Raw genomic sequence first — 18,992 nt, 5'->3', positions numbered from 1 at the left:
AATTGGGGGTGTATTGTCAGAGAAGAAGGGCAAGAATGCAAACAGCCGCAGGCTCTGCGGCTGTTTTTTAGTAAAGTTATTCGGTACGCAAGCCGTCAACAAGAGATGTCAGGCTAGTGGATTGCTTTTGCAAGTCAGTCACGTCTTTTGCTGTTTGCTGAATCATCTCGCTAACTTGCCATGCTTGTTGGCGCACACGCTCGACGTCAGACGAAATGGTGCCTGCAACGCTGCCTTGTTGGTTTGCAGCTGTTGCAATTTCAGTGCTTCGGTCTGTAATACGCTGACTACGTTCCGAAATGTGACCAATCTCAAGGTCGATGTTCTTCATCAAGGATTCACTTGCCGCTGCATTATCGACGGTGCCTTGCATGACGCCTCGAAGGTGCGCGGTGTTGCTTTCTAGGTCTTGAATCATTCGCTGGATTTCAACGGTCGCTTGTTGCGTGCGACCTGCCAGTGTGCGGACTTCATCGGCAACAACAGCAAAACCACGACCTTGTTCGCCAGCGCGTGCGGCTTCAATAGCGGCGTTCAATGCAAGCAGATTGGTTTGTTCTGAAATGGCGCTGATAGTCGAAACCATACTACCAATCTCATTGGAATTCTGCTCCAGTGAGGAGACTGCTTTTGAGGCCGCTTCAATTTCGGCACTTAGTGCTTGAATGGCATGCAGGGTTTGGTTGACCTGTTGGCGGCTTTGTTCAGACGCTTCACCAGCAACCATAATTTCCCCTGACGTTTGCTCAGCGTGCGTTGCAACGTCACGGATAGAACCTGCCATTTCTTCAGTCGCACTGGCTAATGAATCAAGGTAAGTACGTTGCTCAGTTGAAAGATTTTCACTTTCAGTGCTGCGATGACCCAAATCTGCGGAAAGCTGCCCCATTAGGTTAGATGCATTCTTAATGGCTTTGACTAGGCTTTGTTCGCGATCGGCAACATTGTCGACAGTGGTCGCGATGATGCTAAATTCATCTCTTACGGGGAAGAAATTCATACGACTGGTAAGGTCGCCGTCTAGCATGCGTTGAAGTGCGGTGTTCATGGTGTACATTGCGCCGCCAATGAAGCTAGAGACATAGTGCGATGCCATGAGTCCAAGAATGAACAGGGCGGCCATGATGCTGAGTGAACTTGCACTCATGTGAGACCAAAAGCTGCTGTCTAGCACTTGGTATGTGGTCTGAGAAGACTGGCCCCATTTGTTGTTTGACTGGGTTGCCTTTACGCCAGTGGCGGCGATGATTGAAGCCGCTTCATCAGCGCTGACATCGTAGTGAGACAACACGGCGTTTAACGCTGCGCTATGTTTGTCTTGAACGTCGGCCATTTGCGAGGTTGATGCTGAATGAAATACAACACCAGTGGCAATGGTCAGCGAAAACATGAACACGTAAAGGAAATGAAATTTTCCTTTTAGGCTGAGTCGGATGAGGTATTGGTCAATCCAACGGAACGGCGTTTCTTTCATCTTGAATAAATCCTACAGCTTGAGGTTACTCGGGTAGGGGGATATTACACTGTTGCATACGGTAAAAACCAATCATAGAGGTGTGACGCATGTCTCAAATATGTATCAGAGCCAGTGTCTCTGGGCGGGTTCAGGGGGTTGGGTTTCGGTTTCACACTGCCCACGAAGGATTGAAGCTGTCTTTATCCGGTTTTGCGCGGAATGAAACTGATGGCACAGTGACCGTATTAATGTGCGGCGATGAGAAAAATATCAACGCGCTTTTGGTGTGGTTGGAGCATGGCCCTCAGACGGCCAATGTGACTGGAGTGACAAAAGAGCAAGTTGATTGGCATGCGATAGATGGTTTTTCGATTCAGTAAATGTCCGCTAATCACGTTTGTATTGGCCAGTTTATTCTTAATAGACGCACCAAAAAAGAAAAAAAGAGGCGCTGATCAGCGCCTCTTTTTTCAAATGCATTTAACAGGCTTAGGAAGACCCGCAAGCTTGGTAGCTTGTTTCGCTGGCCCTTTAGGAAACAGTTTATATAGATATCGGCTATTGCCTTTTTCTGGGCCGTATTTCTTCTCCATGGACTTCACCAGCATGCGAACAGCAGGAGAAGTGTTGTACTCCTTATAAAACGCTTGCACAAAGTAAACCACTTCCCAGTGCGCTTCAGTCAGCGTAATGTTTTCTTGCTCAGCAAGAAGCGGCACTAGCGCTTCATCCCACTCAGAGAAATTTTTCAAATAACCTTGGGCATCGGTTTCAATTTGCTTGCCGTTTAATTCCAACATGGATTACCTCGTGTTTCGATCGCGCAAAGCATATCGACTTGTGAGAGAGGCTTCAAGATCATGTTATTCGGCAATAGCAAAAAAGAAAAAAGCTCCCGAAGGAGCTTTTCTAAATCATGTTAACACTGTTCGATTAATCGTCGCCGCCGAAGATGCCAAGCAGTTGCAGCAGGCTCAGGAACAGGTTGTAAATTGCCACATACAGACCAACGGTTGCTGAGATGTAGTTGGTTTCACCACCACGGATGATTGACTGAGTCGTCAGCAAAATCACACCAGTAGAGAACAGAACGAACGCACCGCTAATTGCCACTGAAATCATTGGCATTTGCAGGAAGATGTTTGCAATCATACCTACGATGATCACAACAAAACCTGCCATCAACATACCGTTAAGGAACGATAAGTCACGTTTGGTGGTCAGTGCATATGCAGAACACGCCATAAAGGTCAGTGCGGTACCGCCCAGTGCTGGTGCAATTGCCCAACCGAGACCAGCGCCTACGTACATGTTTAGGATTGGACCTAAGGTGTAACCCATGAAACCGGTTAGCGCGAAAGTTAGCACTATGCCCATTGAGTTATTTTTGTTCTTTTCGGTTAGGAAAAGTAAGCCGTAGAAACCAACCAAAGTAATGATTATGCCAGGGTATGGCATGTTCATCGCCATTGACACACCAGCGACCAATGCTGACCACACAAGGGTTAGTGACAATAGGAAATAGGTGTTGCGTAACACCTTGTTGGTTGCTAACTGGCTCTCTTGCGAGTACTCGCGAGCAACGAAACGATCATTCATAGCTTTCTCCCGATGGGGTACAGACATTTATTTCTATACGACATTTATTGCGCCTTTGGCTCAACTTTTCAAGTCACAATTGTCGCATTACTGATAATAAAACAGCTTAGCCTTTGAGAATACTAATATATCCCTCCAGCTAAGCCTGTTTGATCTTGTAAGCAAATGTTAACGAGTGGTTAACCCGAAAGCTATTACTTATTTGCACTCATGTTCTAGTGATGCAAAATCTGACTCAAGAACAACTGAGTTCGGTCAGATTGCGGATTATTGAAGAATTCCTGTGGGACATTTTCTTCAATAATTTCACCTGCATCCATAAAGATAACGCGATCCGCGACCTCTTTTGCAAAGCCCATTTCGTGCGTTACACACAACATAGTCATGCCTTCTTCAGCTAACTCTACCATTACATCCAGCACTTCGCGCACCATTTCTGGATCGAGTGCAGAGGTAGGTTCATCGAAAAGCATCACATTTGGGTTCATGCATAACGAACGCGCAATTGCTACACGCTGCTGCTGACCGCCTGAAAGCTGACCTGGGTATTTACCCGCTTGCTCTGGAATCTTTACGCGCTCCAGAAACTTCATCGCGACTTCTTCCGCTTCATCCTTGGGCATTTTCTTTACCCAAATCGGTGCTAGCGTACAATTCTCCAACACAGTGAGGTGAGGGAAGAGGTTAAAGTGCTGGAAACACATGCCCACTTCTTTTCTCACCAGTTCAATGTTTTTCAAATCGTCGGTTAGCTCAGTACCGCCAACAATAATGGAACCTTGTTGATGTTCTTCAAGACGGTTGATGCAGCGGATCATGGTTGATTTACCTGAACCGGAAGGGCCGCAAATTACGATCTTTTCGCCTTTTGAAACGGAAAGATTAATGTTTTTAAGCACGTGAAACTGACCGTACCATTTATTCACATCGGTCAGTTGGATAACAGGGGCGTCTTGTTGCGTCATAATACTATCCTTGTTCTCTATCGCTTGTGACCAGTGTGGAGTTTGTTTTCAAGATAAATACTGTAGCGGGACATGCCGAAACAGAAAATCCAGAACACCAATGCCACAAACACATAGCTTTCCGTTGCGAAACCTAGCCAATTGGGGTCGGTATTCGCCGACTGACCAATACCCAGCACGTCAAACATACCAATGATAAGGACGAGACTGGTGTCTTTGAACAGCCCAATAAAGGTATTCACAATCGAAGGAATGGTGATTTTCAGTGCCTGAGGCAGAATGATGAATCCCATTTTCTTCCAATAACTGAGGCCTAATGCATCTGCAGCTTCATACTGACCTTTTGGAATCGCCTGCAAACCACCACGCACGACTTCTGCCATGTAGGCAGCCGAGAACATGACGACACCGATCAAAGCGCGAACGAGCTTGTTAGTTTCCGACTCACCAGACATGAACAATGGCAACATAACTGACGCCATGAACAATACGGTAATTAACGGAACACCGCGCCACACTTCGATATACACAGTACATAAACTGCGAATTATCGGCATATCAGAGCGTCGACCCAATGCCAGCATCACGCCAATAGGCAGTGAAACGACAATACCGACAATGGCGATGATCATCGTGATAAGCAGCCCACCCCAAAGGTGAGTTTCCACCTTTGGCAAGCCTGCTACGTCACCGAAAATCAAGAACACAGCCATGAGCGGGAAGGCAACAATGAATAACAGCAGAATCCAACCACGCTTTGGTGTGCGTTCATAGATCAACAGACCGGTGATAATGGCCAAAATCGCATAGAACAACTGAGGACGCCAAAGCTCTTCCTGTGGATAGAAGCCGAACATAAACTGGTCAAAACGTACGTTGATAAATACCCAACATGCGCCTTCTCGCGAACAATCGTCGCGTGATGAGCCGATCCAATCTGCATTAAGGAATGCCCACTCAACAACAGCCCACAATCCTTTCATGGCAAGAAATGCCAAAATCACGGTCATGACTGAGTTGAGAGGCGATGAAAACAAGTTTTTGCGCATCCATCCTACCGCACCAACTGTATTTGGTGGTGCCGGCAAATCTGGTTGAAACTCATGTTTTGCCATGGGTTACCTCTCTACCAGTGCGACTTTGGCGTTGTAGATATTCATTAACAGTGAAGTCAATAAACTCAACGTCAGATAAACACCCATCGTCATTGCAATAATCTCAATGGCTTGCCCTGTTTGGTTGAGCGTTGTGCCTGCAAATACTGAGACCAAATCGGGGTAGCCGATAGCCATCGCCAACGAAGAGTTCTTCGTTAGGTTTAGGTATTGACTGGTGAGTGGAGGAATAATAATTCGCATGGCTTGTGGGATCACCACCAAGCGAAGCGTTCTGTTACGAGGAAGCCCCAACGCCATAGCTGCTTCTGTTTGCCCATGGCTGACGGCGTTAATACCCGAACGCACAATCTCTGCGATAAATGACGCAGTATAAATAGACAGTGCGAGCGTGAGTGCCGCGAGCTCAGGAATAATTGAGAAGCCACCCTGGAAGTTGAAACCTTTCAATTGAGGATATTCCAGTGACACTGGCATGCCTGCGACAAAGAAAGCCAGCAGAGGTAAACCAATGATCGCGGTAATCGATATCGCAAATACTGGCGTTTGTTCGCCTGTTTTTTCTTGTTTCTTCTTCGCAAATCGAGCCAAGCCAAAGCTAAACACCAGGGCGATAACAAGGGCGATTGAAATCAATACTGAACCTTCTTCAAAAACGGGGCGAGTGAAAAACAAACCACGAACGTTTAAGAAGACGGATTCACCCAAGCTTAAGCTCTGCCGAGGAGAGGGCAGGGCTTGCAATACGGCGAAGTACCAGAAAAAGATTTGAAGCAGGAGGGGGATATTTCGAAAGATTTCGATATAAATCGCGGCAAAACGATTCAATAACCAGTTTCTTGAAAGTCTCGCAATACCAACCAGAAAACCAATAATGGTTGCTAATACAATCCCTAAAACAGAAACCAACGCCGTATTTAATAGACCGACAAAAAATGTTCGACCATACGAGTAGGTTTCATCGTAATCAATGAGCGTTAATCCAATACCAAACCCCGCTTCTTGGCTCATAAAGCCAAACCCTGTTGCAATACCGCGAGCGTCTAAGTTGGTGAGTGCATTATCTACAATGTTGTAAACAAACAATACCAAGGCACAAATTGCAATCGCTTGGAAAACTACAGAGCGAAACGTTGGATTGTATATCAGGCTTTGCTTTTTCTCAGGGCGAGGAGCCGATGAGCTAAGCATATTCTCTTTAGATGCCATACAACCGCACCCCTATCCTTTCACGTTGAAATAAGGGGCACAGATGCTGTGCCCCACAAGTGCTATAAGTAGATAACTACTTAACTTAACGGATAGGTGGCGCGTAGAGGATACCGCCGTCATTCCAAAGGGCATTAACGCCGCGTTGAATGTTAAGCGGAGAGTCGGTACCTACAGTACGTTGGAAGCTCTCATCGTAGTTACCAACTTGCTTGACTACTTGGTAACCCCAATCATCATTCAGACCCAGCCCCTTACCTTTAGGACCATCTTGTCCAAGAATACGGCGGATGTTTGGATCTTTAGATTTCAGCATTTCATCAGCGTTGGCAGAAGTAATGCCAAACTCTTCAGCATTGATCATGGTGTTCAACGTCCACTTAGCAATGTTGAACCAGTTGTCATCGCCTTGGCGAACAACAGGGCCCAAAGGCTCTTTAGAAATGATTTCTGGCAATACCACAGCACTCTTAGGATCCGCCAGTTTGATGCGTGATGCATACAGGCCAGATTGGTCAGTGGTTAAGGTGTCACAACGACCAGACTCAAAACCTTTAACGGTCGCGTCATACGTATCGTAAACAACTGGCTTGAATGAGATTCCGTTAGCACGGAAGTAGTCAGAAAGGTTCAGCTCAGTCGTTGTACCGGATTGAACACAAACTGAAGCGCCATCAAGCTCTAATGCACTGGTCAGGCCGAGGTCTTTTTTCACCATGAAGCCTTGACCATCGTAATAGTTAACGCCAACGAAGTTCAGACCCAAAGTACCGTCACGTTGCAGTGTCCACGTTGTGTTACGAGAAAGAATATCGATTTCGCCTGATTGCAGGGCAGTGAAGCGTTCTTTCGCTGTCAGCGGAACATATTTGACTTTGTTCTTGTCACCCAGAACGGCAGCAGCCATTGCCTGACAGAACTCAACGTCGATACCTTCCCATTGACCTTCTGCATTTGGGTTAGAGAAGCCAGGAAGCCCGGTGCTGACACCACAGCTAACAACGCCAGCCTTTTTGACTTTATCCAAGGTGCTATCCCCTTCGGCACTTGCACCGGTAGAGAAAAGCAGTGCTGAGACAACTGCAAGTCCAAATGTCGACTTTTTAGAAACCATACCTATTAATCCTTTATTGGTTATAACTGGGTCTTACTCATGGACGAGTTACATCTAAGGCAATTAGCCCAACAGTAATGAGAAACTCGTAAAACCATTTATTAACACTGAAACCGAAATTAACACTCGGTTAACAAGTCCAGTATAGGGCCAGATGTCTTGGCTGCAAATTGAACAAGTAAGAGGTGTGACCTAGGCAATGATCTTGGCAAATTTGAGGCATTGTTTACTATAAAATGTGAAGGCAAGGTGTTTGTAACACATTGTTTTTATGCGACTCGTACAGCATGTGTATCAATGAATATGCAACCTACCGCCATATTGAGCACTTCGGTTTGTTTCTGCGTGTTTCGCAATGACTAGAATATTATGTGCTTTTTGATTAGATGCTTATGCATATGTAAATTTGGCAAGACTTTAAATTATTGATAAGCGGTCGAATGTAAATCGCCGTTCGAGCGCGATATGCGCATAGTGGCTTAAATGTGTCCGATTGAACAAAAATGCATAATTAGTGGGTTTACAAAGCGACTTCTGAACATTATTATACGTACCACTCACGGAGAGATGGCTGAGTGGTTTAAAGCACCGGTCTTGAAAACCGGCGAGGGTTTATAGCCCTCCTAGGGTTCAAATCCCTATTTCTCCGCCAAATTTGATAAAGCCCGCTCATTGAGCGGGCTTTTTCGCATCTGGGATCTGCTTGCTATGGTCTCGGGATTTTGAAATCCCTCTAGACTTCGATCTGGTGCCGCCGAATGAGAAGAGGCCGCTGATAAATCAGCGGCCTTTTTGCCTTTCAACAGACTTAGATGAGAGCGAGTTTTCGTCAATCAGTTCATTGATCACGCCTTGGAAATAACGATCTCTTCTAGCATTAGACCCGGCTTAACGAAATCGATATCTAACACGTAGAAACCAGGGTGTAGTTTCACCTGTAGGCCTTCAACTTTCACACAGTCACCGCAAGTTCCATTCGTGGGTAACGTCATGCTGAATTCGCCGTTAAGAAATAAGCTACATGCTGATTGCGCGAGCGAATCTCGGTCAAAGTGCATAACACCATGAAATTGATAGTTGGCTGTTTCGTTCACTTCAAGTGTTACAGACGTATTAACATTGGTGTGTAGGTTCAGCGTTTGTTCTGCTTGATGAATTAAACCTTTGGGTGCTTGGTCTAAAGAGGTAAAGGCTTGTATCGGTTCATAGGCTTTGAGAGCGCGCTCCATAACAGGCGTGGACATAATGAAACGACAAATGTTCATCGCGCTGCGTTGCAACTCACCGAGGGTTAAAGTCTTTTCTGCTAACGCTTCTAACGTGTCGTCACCCATGATATTTGATTCTGCGCCGTTGTGTTCTACCACCATATACAGATCGTTTTGAGCGCGTATCATGAAAGAGGTGAACGTTTTACTTTCTTTCCCCGCGTTGATCGGGTCGTTCATTTTCGCCCACCAATCAGTCATCACAATGCCAGTGAAGCCCCATTCGTTGCGGAGGATTGTTGTATTCAAGTCGTAGTTAGACGCAGCCCAGTGCCCATTGACCGGATTGTAAGAGGTCATAATGGTGGAGGCTTTGCCTTCCTTCACGGCGATCTCGAAAGGCTTGATATGGATTTCTCTAAGTGCGCGCTCAGACATCACGCTATCAACATCGACACGGGCAGTTTCTTGGTCATTGCCAGCAAAATGCTTGATTGTCCCAGAGACGCCAGCATTAGCGAGACCCCGAGTTTGTGCCGCAGCCATGACACCGGTGAGAAGCGGGTCTTCAGAGAAATACTCAAAATTACGACCATTCAGTGGATGTCGATGAATGTTGATACCAGGCCCTAATAAGGTATCAATGTGGTTGGCACGTAGTTCTTTACCAATTAAGTAAAAGAGCTTTTCGTTTAATGCAAGATTCCAAGTGCAGCCAAGTAATGTTCCTATGGGCACCTGAGTGGCTTTGTGACCACTATCCATGCGAATGCCAGAAGGACCATCGGCGGCAGCCGCCACGGGAATTCCTAAGTTAAATAAACTATCGGATAGCCCGCCAAACGCAGAGGCCGTGCCCGGTGTGACTTTAGGACTGCACATGCCTTCACCACGTACAATCATGGCGAGTTGTTCAGGTGTCATTTGAGCAACAAATTCGCTTAAGCTCGCTTTTCCCTGTTTAACATCGATTAATTTAATGCCTTGGTCACCCACTATATCAAGAGGTGTTGGCATGTTTTCTTGAATACGCTCGGCCAAAGAGACGGTGCGAACGGGCACCGTTTCAAGGCAAGATTCGTAAACGCCGTTCGGTGTTTTCTTAGCGGGTTTGATGCGTTCAAAAGAATAAGTGGGCGCGCAAGCTTCACTTAGGGACTCAACCAAAACTAACGAGTCTACGTGATAATCCGCAGCGATATGTTTTGCATGGCGAATGCTATCGCCCATGAAAAATTGGTAGTTACCTGACTCAATGACATAGCTGTTGCGGCTACCTGTCACGCCACTATCATCATAGGAAGCCAGCATGCTTGCAGGGACGGAAATTTTCACAAAGTCACTTTGGTTTGGCTCGATGACCTTTGTCTTGGCGAAACCGATTAGCACTTTTGCGGGCTTGCCTAATTGACCTTGTGGCGCTTCAACATAAAGCTGCACCACTTCTTTACTGGCGTAATGACTGCCAATGTTACTCACTTTGATATCAAAAATTAGCAAGGCTTTTGCGCCTTCACCGTGAATCGAGAAATCTACTAACTCACGAGTAAACGCGGTATAGGATAAACCCGCGCCAAACTCAAATTGAACAGAATCGGGTTGGAAGGTTTCAAAATATCGGTAGCCGACATAGATGTCTTCAACGTAAAGGTTACGGTCTTTACGCCCGAAATTGGGTGATGATGGGTAGTCAGAAAGGTGGTGAGCAATGGTGTCGGTTAAGCGACCACTTGGGGACTGTTGCCCAGATACGATATCAGCAAGTGCATGACCGCCTTCCATTCCCGCAGCCCAGCTATAAAGTACGGCTTTGAGCGATTGTTTGTGTTCCAGCGTGTTTAACCACGACATGTCCATGATGTTCGTGACATTCATGACCACGATAACGTCCGAAAAGTGACTCGCCACTTTGGTGATCATGTCGATTTCACGATCCGTTAAGCGATAACTGCCTTGTTCATCGGCGTTGTCTTGATCTTCACCTGCGGTTCGTCCGATAAACACCATTGCTTTATTCGAGCACGCTGAAGCACTAGCAACGAGATCATCTGACAAGGACATTTCTTGTTGGAACCAAGGTTCGGCAGCCCATGCGCCGCCACCATCATCGAACGGGTTGTTGGCGATCCACTCTTGATACACCGCCACCAATTCTTCATTTATGGTTATCGCGCTGTTGGCTCTAAATCCTTCTAGAACGCTGATGGCATAGGGAACATTCACCGCACCACCTGAACCCGTACCACTTCGATAGGTATCGATTTGGCATCGCCCAAACAGGGACACCACATCATGTGTTTTCAAGGGCAAAATTGAGTCAGTGTTTCTTAAGAGTACGATGCCTTCTGCGGCAGCTTGTCGGCTGACTGAGACGAGGTTTCTTTGTGCATCATTGATTTCTTTTCTGTTCATATACAATCACACAACCGTTGAGTATTGGTATCGACATCATCATTCTGACAAGAAAACTGGATAATGTCGTTGAAAACACAGATGAAAATTCACGTTATTGAGAAGAAATAGTATACTCGCGACGTGCGTGAAACTACCAATATGACGACCAAAATAAGGAATCTAGCGACATGAGTGTCGTCTTATCTACTTAGAGCACATCAAAAACACAGCCATCTAAAATTCGCTACCTTGATGGGCATCATCATTGTGATTTCGCGGTACATAAGCATGATTTTTCTGAGTTGTTTTTAGTCACGGGCGGGAGTGGGAAGCTTGATGTTCCTGAAGCCAATCGAACTTAGTGCCTAATGTCTGGCAGGTCGCCAACAAACTATCGCTTAACCAGCATCATGTGGGTGCTTAACTGCAACTATGTCTAAGGAGAGACGGTGACAATCACATCAGGAATAGCATTATTCTTTGCAATGGTTCTATCTGCTGCAATTCCCGGCCCAAGCGTTCTCGCCGTGGTCTCTAGATCTATATCCCACGGATGGGCGCAGGGATTACTTGTTGTCATGGGTGTACTACTTGCCGATTACATCTTTATATTTCTAGCGATATCTGGTTTAACGGTAGTGGCGGGTTTGATGGGTGAATTTGCTATCATCATTAAATATGTTGGGGTGACATATCTATTTTGGTTAGCCTACGTGACTTGGACTTCAGATGTGAGTAATTCAATAGCCAGTGAGTCCAAAACTTCCTCAAGAACATCAAGCTTAATTTCTGGCCTTTTAATGACAATCTCCAACCCTAAAGCAGTTTTGTTTTATATGGGGTTCTTTCCTGCATTTGTTGATTTAAGTGCTACGACTGCAATTGATGTCGTGAGTATATTGTTTATTTCGACCTTTTCAGTGGGCGGCGTTTTAGCTATCTATGCCTGTGCGGCATCAAAGGCTAGTTTCGTGTTTACAGGTAGTAATGCGAGAAAACGACTAAACAAACTGTCAGGCGGCTTTTTGGTGACCTGCGGCATCCTAATGGCTGCAAAGACATAACATGGATATCAAAGGAGGGCTTTCGCCGCCCCGTATTTTACATTTTCGTACATACAAATAGATAAAGCGATTGTCACTGATGTCTGGATAACTGATAGCGTTAAAACAACACAATCTATCTACTTTCCAGACTGTCGAAAACGGGCTTATATGTAAGCACAAGACTACCTCAAAGGGTATTAGTGAAAATCTGACAACGGCTTATTATCATGACAATATCTGTGTTCAAACGAATAAAACTCAAGTTGCATCGTCAGCATTGTAAGAATTCAGTGCACTAAGTCCATCGCTTCCTAACTCCCCAAACAATTGAATATTTGTGCCTTGGATGTTTGAGTTATTCGTGGCATCGAAGGTGACATTGCTCATCGTTATTTACCGCAACTACTCTGAGCTGTTTGGCTTTTTAACCAACGCGCGCGATAGGCACGAGAAGTCACTTGGGCATATATGTCGCCACTCCCACCTAAAAAATGTATAAATATGTCGTTGACCTGTCTATAGCTTCATAGTTTAAAGTGTCGTTATTCACCAATGGAATTGAGTTAAATGATGTATCAAATCTCTGAACTCGCAGTCGAAGTTGGGCTGTCACGCACAGCGCTTCTTTATTATGAAAAGCAGGAGCTTATACAAGGTCGAAGATTGAGTAATGGCTATCGAGTCTACGATGACAATGATCTTCAACGCATTCGTTTGATCCAGCAACTTCAGACTGGAGGGTTAACCCTCAAAGAGTGCAAAGCGTGCCTTGAGGCAAAAATCGATCGTCAGCTTTTACAAAAAAGACTGAATTTATTGGATGAAGAAATAACCCAAAAACAACAATCGAGGCATTTTCTTGCCGCGATACTTGGTGAGGGAGATCTCAAAGAGTGGCATGAGAATGCAAACAAATTAGCACCTGATGCACATTTAGATTGGTTGATGAAGCAGGGCTTCAGCGAAAAAGAAGCGCTGCGATTGAAATGGTTATCAAAAGATATGAACGAACACGAACAATATATGGCTGATTTTATGAAGGTCTTTGCGTCGCTTGAGCGATGGGCCCCAGGCAGCGAGAGTGAAACTTTAAAAGCACTGCTACTTTTGCCAGAGCAACCAAACGCTATTCTTGAAATCGGATGTGGCAAAGGGCTCGCCACCTCGGTGTTGGCGAACAATACCAATGCGTCTATTACCGTTGTGGATAATGAACAATCAGCATTAACAAGACTCAGCGATCGCTTTGATGATGAAGGCTTAGTTGACCGTCTTACGACGGTCTGTGCCAGTATGACTGAGCTTCCATTTGGCAATGAAAGTTTTGATTTGTTATGGGCTGAAGGTAGTGCCTATATTATGGGTGTGACCAATGCGCTATCACAATGGAAACCGCTGCTCAAAGAAGGTGGTGTGTTGATGGTTAGCGATTTGGTTTGGTTGACGGATGCGCCAAGTGAAGAGGCTATCGAATTTTGGCGGCAGGAATACCCTGACATGCAAGCGATTGATACCCGCCTAAAGCAGGTGGAATCTGCTGGTTATGATGTTCTTACCAGCTTTACGCTAAGTCGCAAAGCGTGGGAAAACTATTACGAGCCATTAATAGCGCGCGTTAAAGAACTAGAACCAGAAATGAAAGGTACTCAAGCATTGCAAGACATCGCGAGAGAAAGCGATATTTACCGCAACTATCTTGGTCAATTTGGCTATCAGATGTTTCTTTTGAAAAAACGCGGATAATCTCAACGCAATTTGACAGCGGTCTGGCAAGCTGAGGTTGAAAGTTTACGACAGGTTAAAAAAAGCCGACAAACTGTCGGCTTTTTCAATAATTTGACGCTAGCAATTTTGTTAGTCGATAGACACTGGGGCTTGTAGCTCTTTCAGGATCATTTTCTGAATATCGATGCCCAAGGTCATCACGATCAGGCTCCAATTCAGAAATGGCAACGAACCTTGCGAAATACCGTGTGCAAAGTTAGTGGCATTCCAATGAAAAACCTCTGATAGCTTTTCTGTGGTCAGCGCTTCGTAATTGTCGTTATCGATCAGATTGCTGAATTGCTCGCTGGTCGGACACACGAATTTGTCATTCGGTCTGAAAGCCGTGGGTTTGAAGTAAGAAAGTACCTTTCTCACGTTAACCTCAATCACTTCTCCATCGCTTTGGATGTTCGGCTTTCCAGCGAGTGCAGACAAGAAGCACCAACATGGGTAAGGAATCGTCGAAACATTGTCAGGTTCATTTTTATAACGCGCCGTCCATGCATTCACATTCTTTTGCTGAATACCCGTCACGCTAACCAATTGATTTGAATCGTATCCGTTGTCTTTCAGTAGGTTAATCACCTCTGCAACTTCTGACACAAAAGGTTTGGTCCATTTACTGTACGGAGCGAGTGTCGTATCTCTTATCATAATCGATTATAAATCTTCTTTTTAAACAGCCGGTTAGGCTATTTTCTTGTAACGTTACCCGAGATCATACGTGTTCAGGTCGATAAGTCTACTGTTATCGGAATGATGGGCACCCCTCAGCACATTCTTATCCAAACTAGCATCAATACAACTATTGATAAGCAAACACTTTCTTGGTGACGACCGTCAGTTGCACAAATTGCCTCGCCATTTCTCGATTGAGCCAAAGATAGCCAAAATAACTGATATCTCGGGTATCGCCTTTTGGGTGGGCAATGGTGTCAGAGGAGAGATTCAAGATACTAATCTGTTCAAGGCTCATGGCAGTGACGTCTTTATTGACTATCTGGTGGGCGAGGTCTTCGAAATGGTTGGAGAGCGCATATTGCGTTTCGATAAGCCCATCCATTTCGCTGATTTCATCTTTACCTTGTTGGGCATCCCATTGGGTGCTGATCAGCGCTTCAAGTTCGGCGTAGAGCCGCTTTTCAATCAGCAATATAGAATTGAGAACATTCTTGTTAATACCAGATTCTTTGAGTGCGTGAGGCAGTATGCTTTGTTGTTTATCTACAAGCTCGTTGAGTTTGTCGGCATGCGAAGGTTCAAAAATGCCTTGTTTCGCGTCTTCAATGTGTTGGGTGTAGTAACGGTTAAACTCTTGAAGGAATTTTTCGAGTAGGAAAATGAATTGATCTGTGGCTCTTGAAGGGAAGATATACAAGCTAACCAAAACAGCCACGACGCCAGCCCACAGCACATTCATGATCCGCCAGCCAGCGGCTTCAAAATCGGCAGGACCACCACCGGCAACGATGACGATGGTAACGGCAGCCATCAATGCAGCATAGGCGTAACGTTCCTGTGTGAAATACATAGCACCTATCAGCAAAGCGAAAAACGCGAAATGATGTATCCAGTGATATTGCGGGGGGATAAGAAACAATGCGAGACCAGCCATACCTCCAGCAATCGTCCCTAATACGCGTTGTTTTGCTTTGGAAAGTACACCCCCCACAAAGGGAATGGCTCCCAATATGGTCACTGCGGTGATTAACGCCCAATAGCCATAGGGCACATCGAAAGCTCGGACGATGAGTAAAATGAAACCCATCACAATGGTGACTCTGACCATGTAGAGCAGACGGGCGTGTTGCAGGGCAAAGGTGGGGTATTGCGTCATGGTAGCGCCAAGCTTGGTTTTTGGTGCTTTAAGCATATATAACGAGTCATGGCGCGTATGACGAAAAGTGCGACAAACAAAAAGCCAACAAGGGTTACAGGTGAAATCGGCCGAAAGCCATGGAGATCTAGCCACTCTCTCGCGCAGTGGCGGGGGAGTGGCTTGATTTTCGTTCTTTATTCAAGAATGATATGGGGTAAATAACGCGATAAATCTTGAGTGATCAGCGAAGCATCTTCGCGTATCGAAATGCCAGCGGCTTTGTCGTCAACCAGCCAACTGCCAATCAGCGTATAGTTGTCACCAAATTTTGGTAGCGGATGATACGCCTGAACAATCATACCTTCTTCACCGTATGGGCCATCAACCGCCATGGTTTCTTTGCCATCCTTAAAGATGGATATGTTTGCGCCTTCTCGGGAGAAGAGGGGCTTAACAACGAAGTTACTGAGGCTTTTACGAGCAGGGTCGTCAGCAAAGTAAGACGCGAGCAGGTTAGGGTGATTGGGGAATAACTTCCAAAGCATAGGCAGAAGCGCTTTGTTAGAAATCACGCTCTTCCACATCGGCTCCATCCAGTTAACATTAGCTGTATCTAAGTGCTTCTCATATTCTTCATCGAACATAAACTCCCAAGGATACAGTTTGAACATCCAGTCGATGATTCTATCTTGGCAATCCGTAAACTGTCCTTTTGCATCAACACCAATGTCTTCGATAAAAACGAAGGCTGAAGCAAGCCCCGCCTCTTTCGCGCAATCTTCCATATATTGCACGGTTCCTCGATCTTCTTCTGTGTCACGACAGCAGGAGAAATGCAGGGTTTTTCCTGGGAATCGACGTCCCAGGTCTCTGAAGCGGTTGATCAAAAGGTCTTGTAGCAAGTTGAACTGGTCGGCATCACGGCGGATTTTGCCACTGTTGACCATTTCTTCTAACCAAACCCATTGCCAAAAACCCGTTTCGAATACCGAGGTTGGCGTGTCCGCATTGTTTTCGTATAGCTTGGCGTTACCACTGCCGTTGTAAGCAAGATCAAGCCTTGAATAAAGTGAGGGTTCACGTGCCGTCCAAGAATCCAAGATACCTTGCCAACGTGTTTGTGGGATCTGAAACCGTTTTAGCCAGTATTCGTCTTTGACAACATGATCGACGACGTCCAAACACATTTGGTGCAGTTCTTCGGTTGGCGTTTCAAGGTCTTCCTCAATTTGCTTTAAGGTGAACTGGTAGTAAGCGGATTCGTCCCAATACGGTTCGCCATACATGGTGTGAAAGCCGAACCCGTATTCATCTGCGAGTTTTTTCCAATTGGGGCGAGGGGTACTGCTAACTCTAAACATCAACGAGATCCATAAGTTGTTGGCGTTGGTTAATACGCGAGTTTTACAACGAGAAAGAGAAAAATAACGAGAAATAGAGTGGGGCAGCGATCATGCTAAATCAGGTTAAGCCGTGGTCAGCAGCACTGGCATGGTCTAGAGAGTAGCCGTGGCCAACAGGATCCCTGTGGCCACTGACACTGACATGAAGGATAGCGTTAACCGCCCCAACCTTTGCTGCTAGAGCGACTCCAGCTAGATTTTGCCGCAACTTTAGAACCAAAGCCGCCACGAGAGATCGTTTTGGTGACGGCAGGTTTCTGTTTGAGGTGATCTTTGGGGACGTAGACCTTTGAATATTTGCTTTTTCTGCCGTAAGAGTACCCGTCAGAAGAGACCCAATCACCGTAATACCGACTTCCAGGATAAGAAGAACTAAACATGGGCTGGTGGTAGTAAGATCGGTTATTGATGGCTTGCCCAAACATGAATCCGGCCATTGCTGGCATGAACCAGTTATTCTGAGGAGCACGTACACAGTTCTCGTAGCCGAACTCGCTGGCACAGTCATCCTGGGAATTATATTTTGGTGCTGTGCTGGCTGCGTCATCCACGGCATCTTGATAGGCCGCGCGGCATTCGCTGCTGTATCCTGGATTATCGTCAACACAATCCGTGACATTGGCATAAATGTTCATTTCTTTGCCGTTGTCACTGCAACCGGACACCAACACAATGGCGGCGACGGTAACGCTCGGTACTGCAGGTCGCCAGCTTTTGCGCAGGCGTGGTTTTATGACCTGTTGGCTTCTTTTCATGTCAACATCTCCTAGTAGGTCATACAAGCTGCGTTAAGCAGGCCAATGGAGATGGACATCGAACCCATAACAATACCTGCTGGGATCTCATTATTTTGGATACGTTCAACCAGTTTTGGCATGAAGCCGTATCTGACAATCAAGAATGCAAGAATTTGGGCGACAAGTGCAACAACGCCCCAAATGGCAAAATCCAAGAGGTTGACTGAATTACTCGCGGCACTGGCGATGGCTAAGCTGTAGCCGATAAATGCACCCGACAGGGTAAGAGCGGCTGCGATATTATTTTCTTCTTTTAGCAACTGCCATTCGTCATAAGGTGTGATGCGGATATAGACGAACTTGAAGATCATCAAAAACAAAATTGACAGGCCGAGATAGAGAGCAAATGAGCCTAGGCTTGCTAATGAAAGTTCGAGTTGAGACATAAGAGTTCCTTTCTGAATGTGATAAATGGCGGTGGGATTAGCCCGCCACGGTAAAGTCGGTAGGAGAGAGCTGAATACCCGTGCTTAGGACAACGGCATGTTCAGCACGACCACCTGAAATGATTTCTTCGCCAGAGACGAGCAAGGATTCGAAGATATCTTCGCCAGCTTCCCGCTCATAAACCATGATGAACTGGTCGGTTGTTGATGTGCTGCCATCTTCGGCCCAGGTTTTTTCTGTCATCGCTACTGGCTGTGTGTTGTCCCAGACTTTCTCGTAAGTCATGCCATCGAGTTCCCAATGCGGTTGGACAATTTTATTGTTTATCCAATCATTCCACGCTGCGTCGGTATCGACAGGTTTTGATTCGTAAAAATAAAACAGTTTCACTTCACTCACATCGGCGTCACTGGTGCCGGATTGCAATACCTGAAAGTACCCGTCGTCATCGGTATAGAACCTGAGCAATCGAGTATGGGCGTCCAGTTTTACTTCGCCAACGGCTTTGATTATTTGGGTGCGTGAAGCCTGCTCAATGGTTAATACAGGCTCCATTAATCTAAATTTCAGGTCGTCGAGCTCTATCGCTCCACCTAGCCTCAACCCGAGCACTTCGGGTGCGCCGTCTTCTGGTGGGGGAGTTACTTTGTTCTTCTTCAACCAACTAAACATATACAGTTCCGAGAGTCAGGGTACATAAATGGGTGAACGTA

Annotated in this window: 17 protein-coding genes, 1 tRNA gene and 1 pseudogene; 5 read left to right on the top strand and 14 right to left on the bottom strand. The window is 45.9% G+C overall.

The window, feature by feature from the left end:
• Window positions 1-76 precede the first annotated feature (76 nt).
• Window positions 77-1,474 (bottom strand): methyl-accepting chemotaxis protein, encoded by a 1,398-nt coding sequence (locus ACED36_RS15205; RefSeq protein WP_016958115.1) that lies wholly within the window; start codon window positions 1,472-1,474, stop codon window positions 77-79.
• Between the two features lie 89 nt (window positions 1,475-1,563).
• Between ACED36_RS15205 and yccX the strand changes: the two genes are divergently transcribed.
• On the top strand, window positions 1,564-1,836 hold the full coding sequence (yccX, locus tag ACED36_RS15200) for an acylphosphatase (RefSeq protein ID WP_016958114.1): 273 nt from the start codon (window positions 1,564-1,566) through the stop codon (window positions 1,834-1,836).
• Between the two features lie 90 nt (window positions 1,837-1,926).
• Here yccX and ACED36_RS15195 read toward each other — a convergent pair whose 3' ends face one another.
• The 6 genes from ACED36_RS15195 to ACED36_RS15170 all read right to left on the bottom strand — a co-directional run bounded on the left by ACED36_RS15195 (window position 1,927) and on the right by ACED36_RS15170 (window position 7,458).
• On the bottom strand, window positions 1,927-2,256 hold the full coding sequence (locus ACED36_RS15195) for a TusE/DsrC/DsvC family sulfur relay protein (RefSeq protein WP_016958113.1): 330 nt from the start codon (window positions 2,254-2,256) through the stop codon (window positions 1,927-1,929).
• A gap of 133 nt (window positions 2,257-2,389) precedes the next feature.
• A complete protein-coding gene (locus tag ACED36_RS15190) occupies window positions 2,390-3,055 on the bottom strand; it encodes a Bax inhibitor-1/YccA family protein (protein ID WP_016958112.1) in 666 nt (221 codons plus the stop codon).
• 215 nt (window positions 3,056-3,270) lie between these two features.
• Window positions 3,271-4,020 (bottom strand): amino acid ABC transporter ATP-binding protein, encoded by a 750-nt coding sequence (locus tag ACED36_RS15185; RefSeq protein WP_016958111.1) that lies wholly within the window; start codon window positions 4,018-4,020, stop codon window positions 3,271-3,273.
• Window positions 4,021-4,037: 17 nt separating this feature from the next.
• On the bottom strand, window positions 4,038-5,135 hold the full coding sequence (locus ACED36_RS15180; protein WP_016958110.1) for an amino acid ABC transporter permease: 1,098 nt from the start codon (window positions 5,133-5,135) through the stop codon (window positions 4,038-4,040).
• Between the two features lie 3 nt (window positions 5,136-5,138).
• Window positions 5,139-6,344 (bottom strand): amino acid ABC transporter permease, encoded by a 1,206-nt coding sequence (locus tag ACED36_RS15175; RefSeq protein WP_016958109.1) that lies wholly within the window; start codon window positions 6,342-6,344, stop codon window positions 5,139-5,141.
• An 85-nt stretch (window positions 6,345-6,429) separates the two neighbouring features.
• Window positions 6,430-7,458 carry an amino acid ABC transporter substrate-binding protein gene (locus ACED36_RS15170; RefSeq protein ID WP_016958108.1) on the bottom strand — a complete coding sequence of 343 codons (1,029 nt, stop codon included), beginning with the start codon at window positions 7,456-7,458 and terminating at the stop codon, window positions 6,430-6,432.
• A gap of 561 nt (window positions 7,459-8,019) precedes the next feature.
• On the opposite strand from ACED36_RS15170, the gene ACED36_RS15165 reads away from it, so the two are divergent.
• Window positions 8,020-8,110, top strand: a tRNA-Ser gene (locus ACED36_RS15165).
• A 193-nt stretch (window positions 8,111-8,303) separates the two neighbouring features.
• On the opposite strand, the gene ACED36_RS15160 is transcribed toward ACED36_RS15165, so the two are convergent.
• Window positions 8,304-11,078 carry a glycoside hydrolase family 3 C-terminal domain-containing protein gene (locus ACED36_RS15160; protein WP_016958107.1) on the bottom strand — a complete coding sequence of 925 codons (2,775 nt, stop codon included), beginning with the start codon at window positions 11,076-11,078 and terminating at the stop codon, window positions 8,304-8,306.
• Window positions 11,079-11,252: 174 nt separating this feature from the next.
• Between ACED36_RS15160 and ACED36_RS15155 the strand changes: the two are divergent.
• The 3 genes and pseudogenes from ACED36_RS15155 to ACED36_RS15145 all read left to right on the top strand — a co-directional run.
• Window positions 11,253-11,392, top strand: a pseudogene (locus ACED36_RS15155) (AraC family transcriptional regulator); the annotation flags it as partial.
• 117 nt (window positions 11,393-11,509) lie between these two features.
• Entirely contained in the window at window positions 11,510-12,124 is a 615-nt protein-coding gene (locus tag ACED36_RS15150) for a LysE family translocator (RefSeq protein WP_016958106.1), read from the top strand.
• Between the two features lie 552 nt (window positions 12,125-12,676).
• Window positions 12,677-13,849 (top strand): methyltransferase domain-containing protein, encoded by a 1,173-nt coding sequence (locus ACED36_RS15145; protein WP_029486127.1) that lies wholly within the window; start codon window positions 12,677-12,679, stop codon window positions 13,847-13,849.
• A 111-nt stretch (window positions 13,850-13,960) separates the two neighbouring features.
• Here ACED36_RS15145 and ACED36_RS15140 read toward each other — a convergent pair whose 3' ends face one another.
• From ACED36_RS15140 to ACED36_RS15115, 6 genes are all read right to left on the bottom strand, one after another.
• Window positions 13,961-14,527, bottom strand: coding sequence for a hypothetical protein (locus ACED36_RS15140; protein ID WP_026024252.1), 567 nt, complete (start codon window positions 14,525-14,527; stop codon window positions 13,961-13,963).
• 151 nt (window positions 14,528-14,678) lie between these two features.
• Window positions 14,679-15,746 carry an FUSC family protein gene (locus ACED36_RS15135; protein ID WP_016958103.1) on the bottom strand — a complete coding sequence of 356 codons (1,068 nt, stop codon included), beginning with the start codon at window positions 15,744-15,746 and terminating at the stop codon, window positions 14,679-14,681.
• A gap of 140 nt (window positions 15,747-15,886) precedes the next feature.
• Window positions 15,887-17,053: a glutathionylspermidine synthase family protein gene (locus tag ACED36_RS15130; RefSeq protein WP_016958102.1), complete on the bottom strand. Its 1,167-nt coding sequence runs from the start codon at window positions 17,051-17,053 to the stop codon at window positions 15,887-15,889.
• 197 nt (window positions 17,054-17,250) lie between these two features.
• Window positions 17,251-17,850 (bottom strand): DUF1190 domain-containing protein, encoded by a 600-nt coding sequence (locus tag ACED36_RS15125; protein WP_016958101.1) that lies wholly within the window; start codon window positions 17,848-17,850, stop codon window positions 17,251-17,253.
• Window positions 17,851-17,861: 11 nt separating this feature from the next.
• Entirely contained in the window at window positions 17,862-18,278 is a 417-nt protein-coding gene (locus ACED36_RS15120) for a DUF350 domain-containing protein (protein ID WP_016958100.1), read from the bottom strand.
• 37 nt (window positions 18,279-18,315) lie between these two features.
• Window positions 18,316-18,951, bottom strand: a complete 636-nt coding sequence (locus ACED36_RS15115) for a YjfK family protein (RefSeq protein WP_016958099.1) — start codon at window positions 18,949-18,951, stop codon at window positions 18,316-18,318.
• Window positions 18,952-18,992 lie beyond the last annotated feature (41 nt).

Source organism: Enterovibrio sp. FF113, from assembly GCF_041439165.1.
Lineage (GTDB): Bacteria > Pseudomonadota > Gammaproteobacteria > Enterobacterales > Vibrionaceae > Enterovibrio > Enterovibrio norvegicus_A.
Note: the sequence above shows the minus strand (reverse complement) of the source record. Positions and strands in the feature narration are given on the sequence as shown.

Coding starts and splice junctions, on each gene's coding strand:
- ACED36_RS15205 (WP_016958115.1), bottom strand. CDS start 1,474: ATGAAAGAAACGCCGTTCCGTTGGATTGACCAATACCTCATCCGACTC.
- yccX (WP_016958114.1), top strand. CDS start 1,564: ATGTCTCAAATATGTATCAGAGCCAGTGTCTCTGGGCGGGTTCAGGGG.
- ACED36_RS15130 (WP_016958102.1), bottom strand. CDS start 17,053: ATGTTTAGAGTTAGCAGTACCCCTCGCCCCAATTGGAAAAAACTCGCA.
- ACED36_RS15145 (WP_029486127.1), top strand. CDS start 12,677: ATGTATCAAATCTCTGAACTCGCAGTCGAAGTTGGGCTGTCACGCACA.
- ACED36_RS15195 (WP_016958113.1), bottom strand. CDS start 2,256: ATGTTGGAATTAAACGGCAAGCAAATTGAAACCGATGCCCAAGGTTAT.
- ACED36_RS15185 (WP_016958111.1), bottom strand. CDS start 4,020: ATGACGCAACAAGACGCCCCTGTTATCCAACTGACCGATGTGAATAAA.
- ACED36_RS15140 (WP_026024252.1), bottom strand. CDS start 14,527: ATGATAAGAGATACGACACTCGCTCCGTACAGTAAATGGACCAAACCT.
- ACED36_RS15170 (WP_016958108.1), bottom strand. CDS start 7,458: ATGGTTTCTAAAAAGTCGACATTTGGACTTGCAGTTGTCTCAGCACTG.
- ACED36_RS15115 (WP_016958099.1), bottom strand. CDS start 18,951: ATGTTTAGTTGGTTGAAGAAGAACAAAGTAACTCCCCCACCAGAAGAC.
- ACED36_RS15135 (WP_016958103.1), bottom strand. CDS start 15,746: ATGCTTAAAGCACCAAAAACCAAGCTTGGCGCTACCATGACGCAATAC.
- ACED36_RS15180 (WP_016958110.1), bottom strand. CDS start 5,135: ATGGCAAAACATGAGTTTCAACCAGATTTGCCGGCACCACCAAATACA.
- ACED36_RS15160 (WP_016958107.1), bottom strand. CDS start 11,078: ATGAACAGAAAAGAAATCAATGATGCACAAAGAAACCTCGTCTCAGTC.
- ACED36_RS15190 (WP_016958112.1), bottom strand. CDS start 3,055: ATGAATGATCGTTTCGTTGCTCGCGAGTACTCGCAAGAGAGCCAGTTA.
- ACED36_RS15125 (WP_016958101.1), bottom strand. CDS start 17,850: ATGAAAAGAAGCCAACAGGTCATAAAACCACGCCTGCGCAAAAGCTGG.
- ACED36_RS15120 (WP_016958100.1), bottom strand. CDS start 18,278: ATGTCTCAACTCGAACTTTCATTAGCAAGCCTAGGCTCATTTGCTCTC.
- ACED36_RS15175 (WP_016958109.1), bottom strand. CDS start 6,344: ATGGCATCTAAAGAGAATATGCTTAGCTCATCGGCTCCTCGCCCTGAG.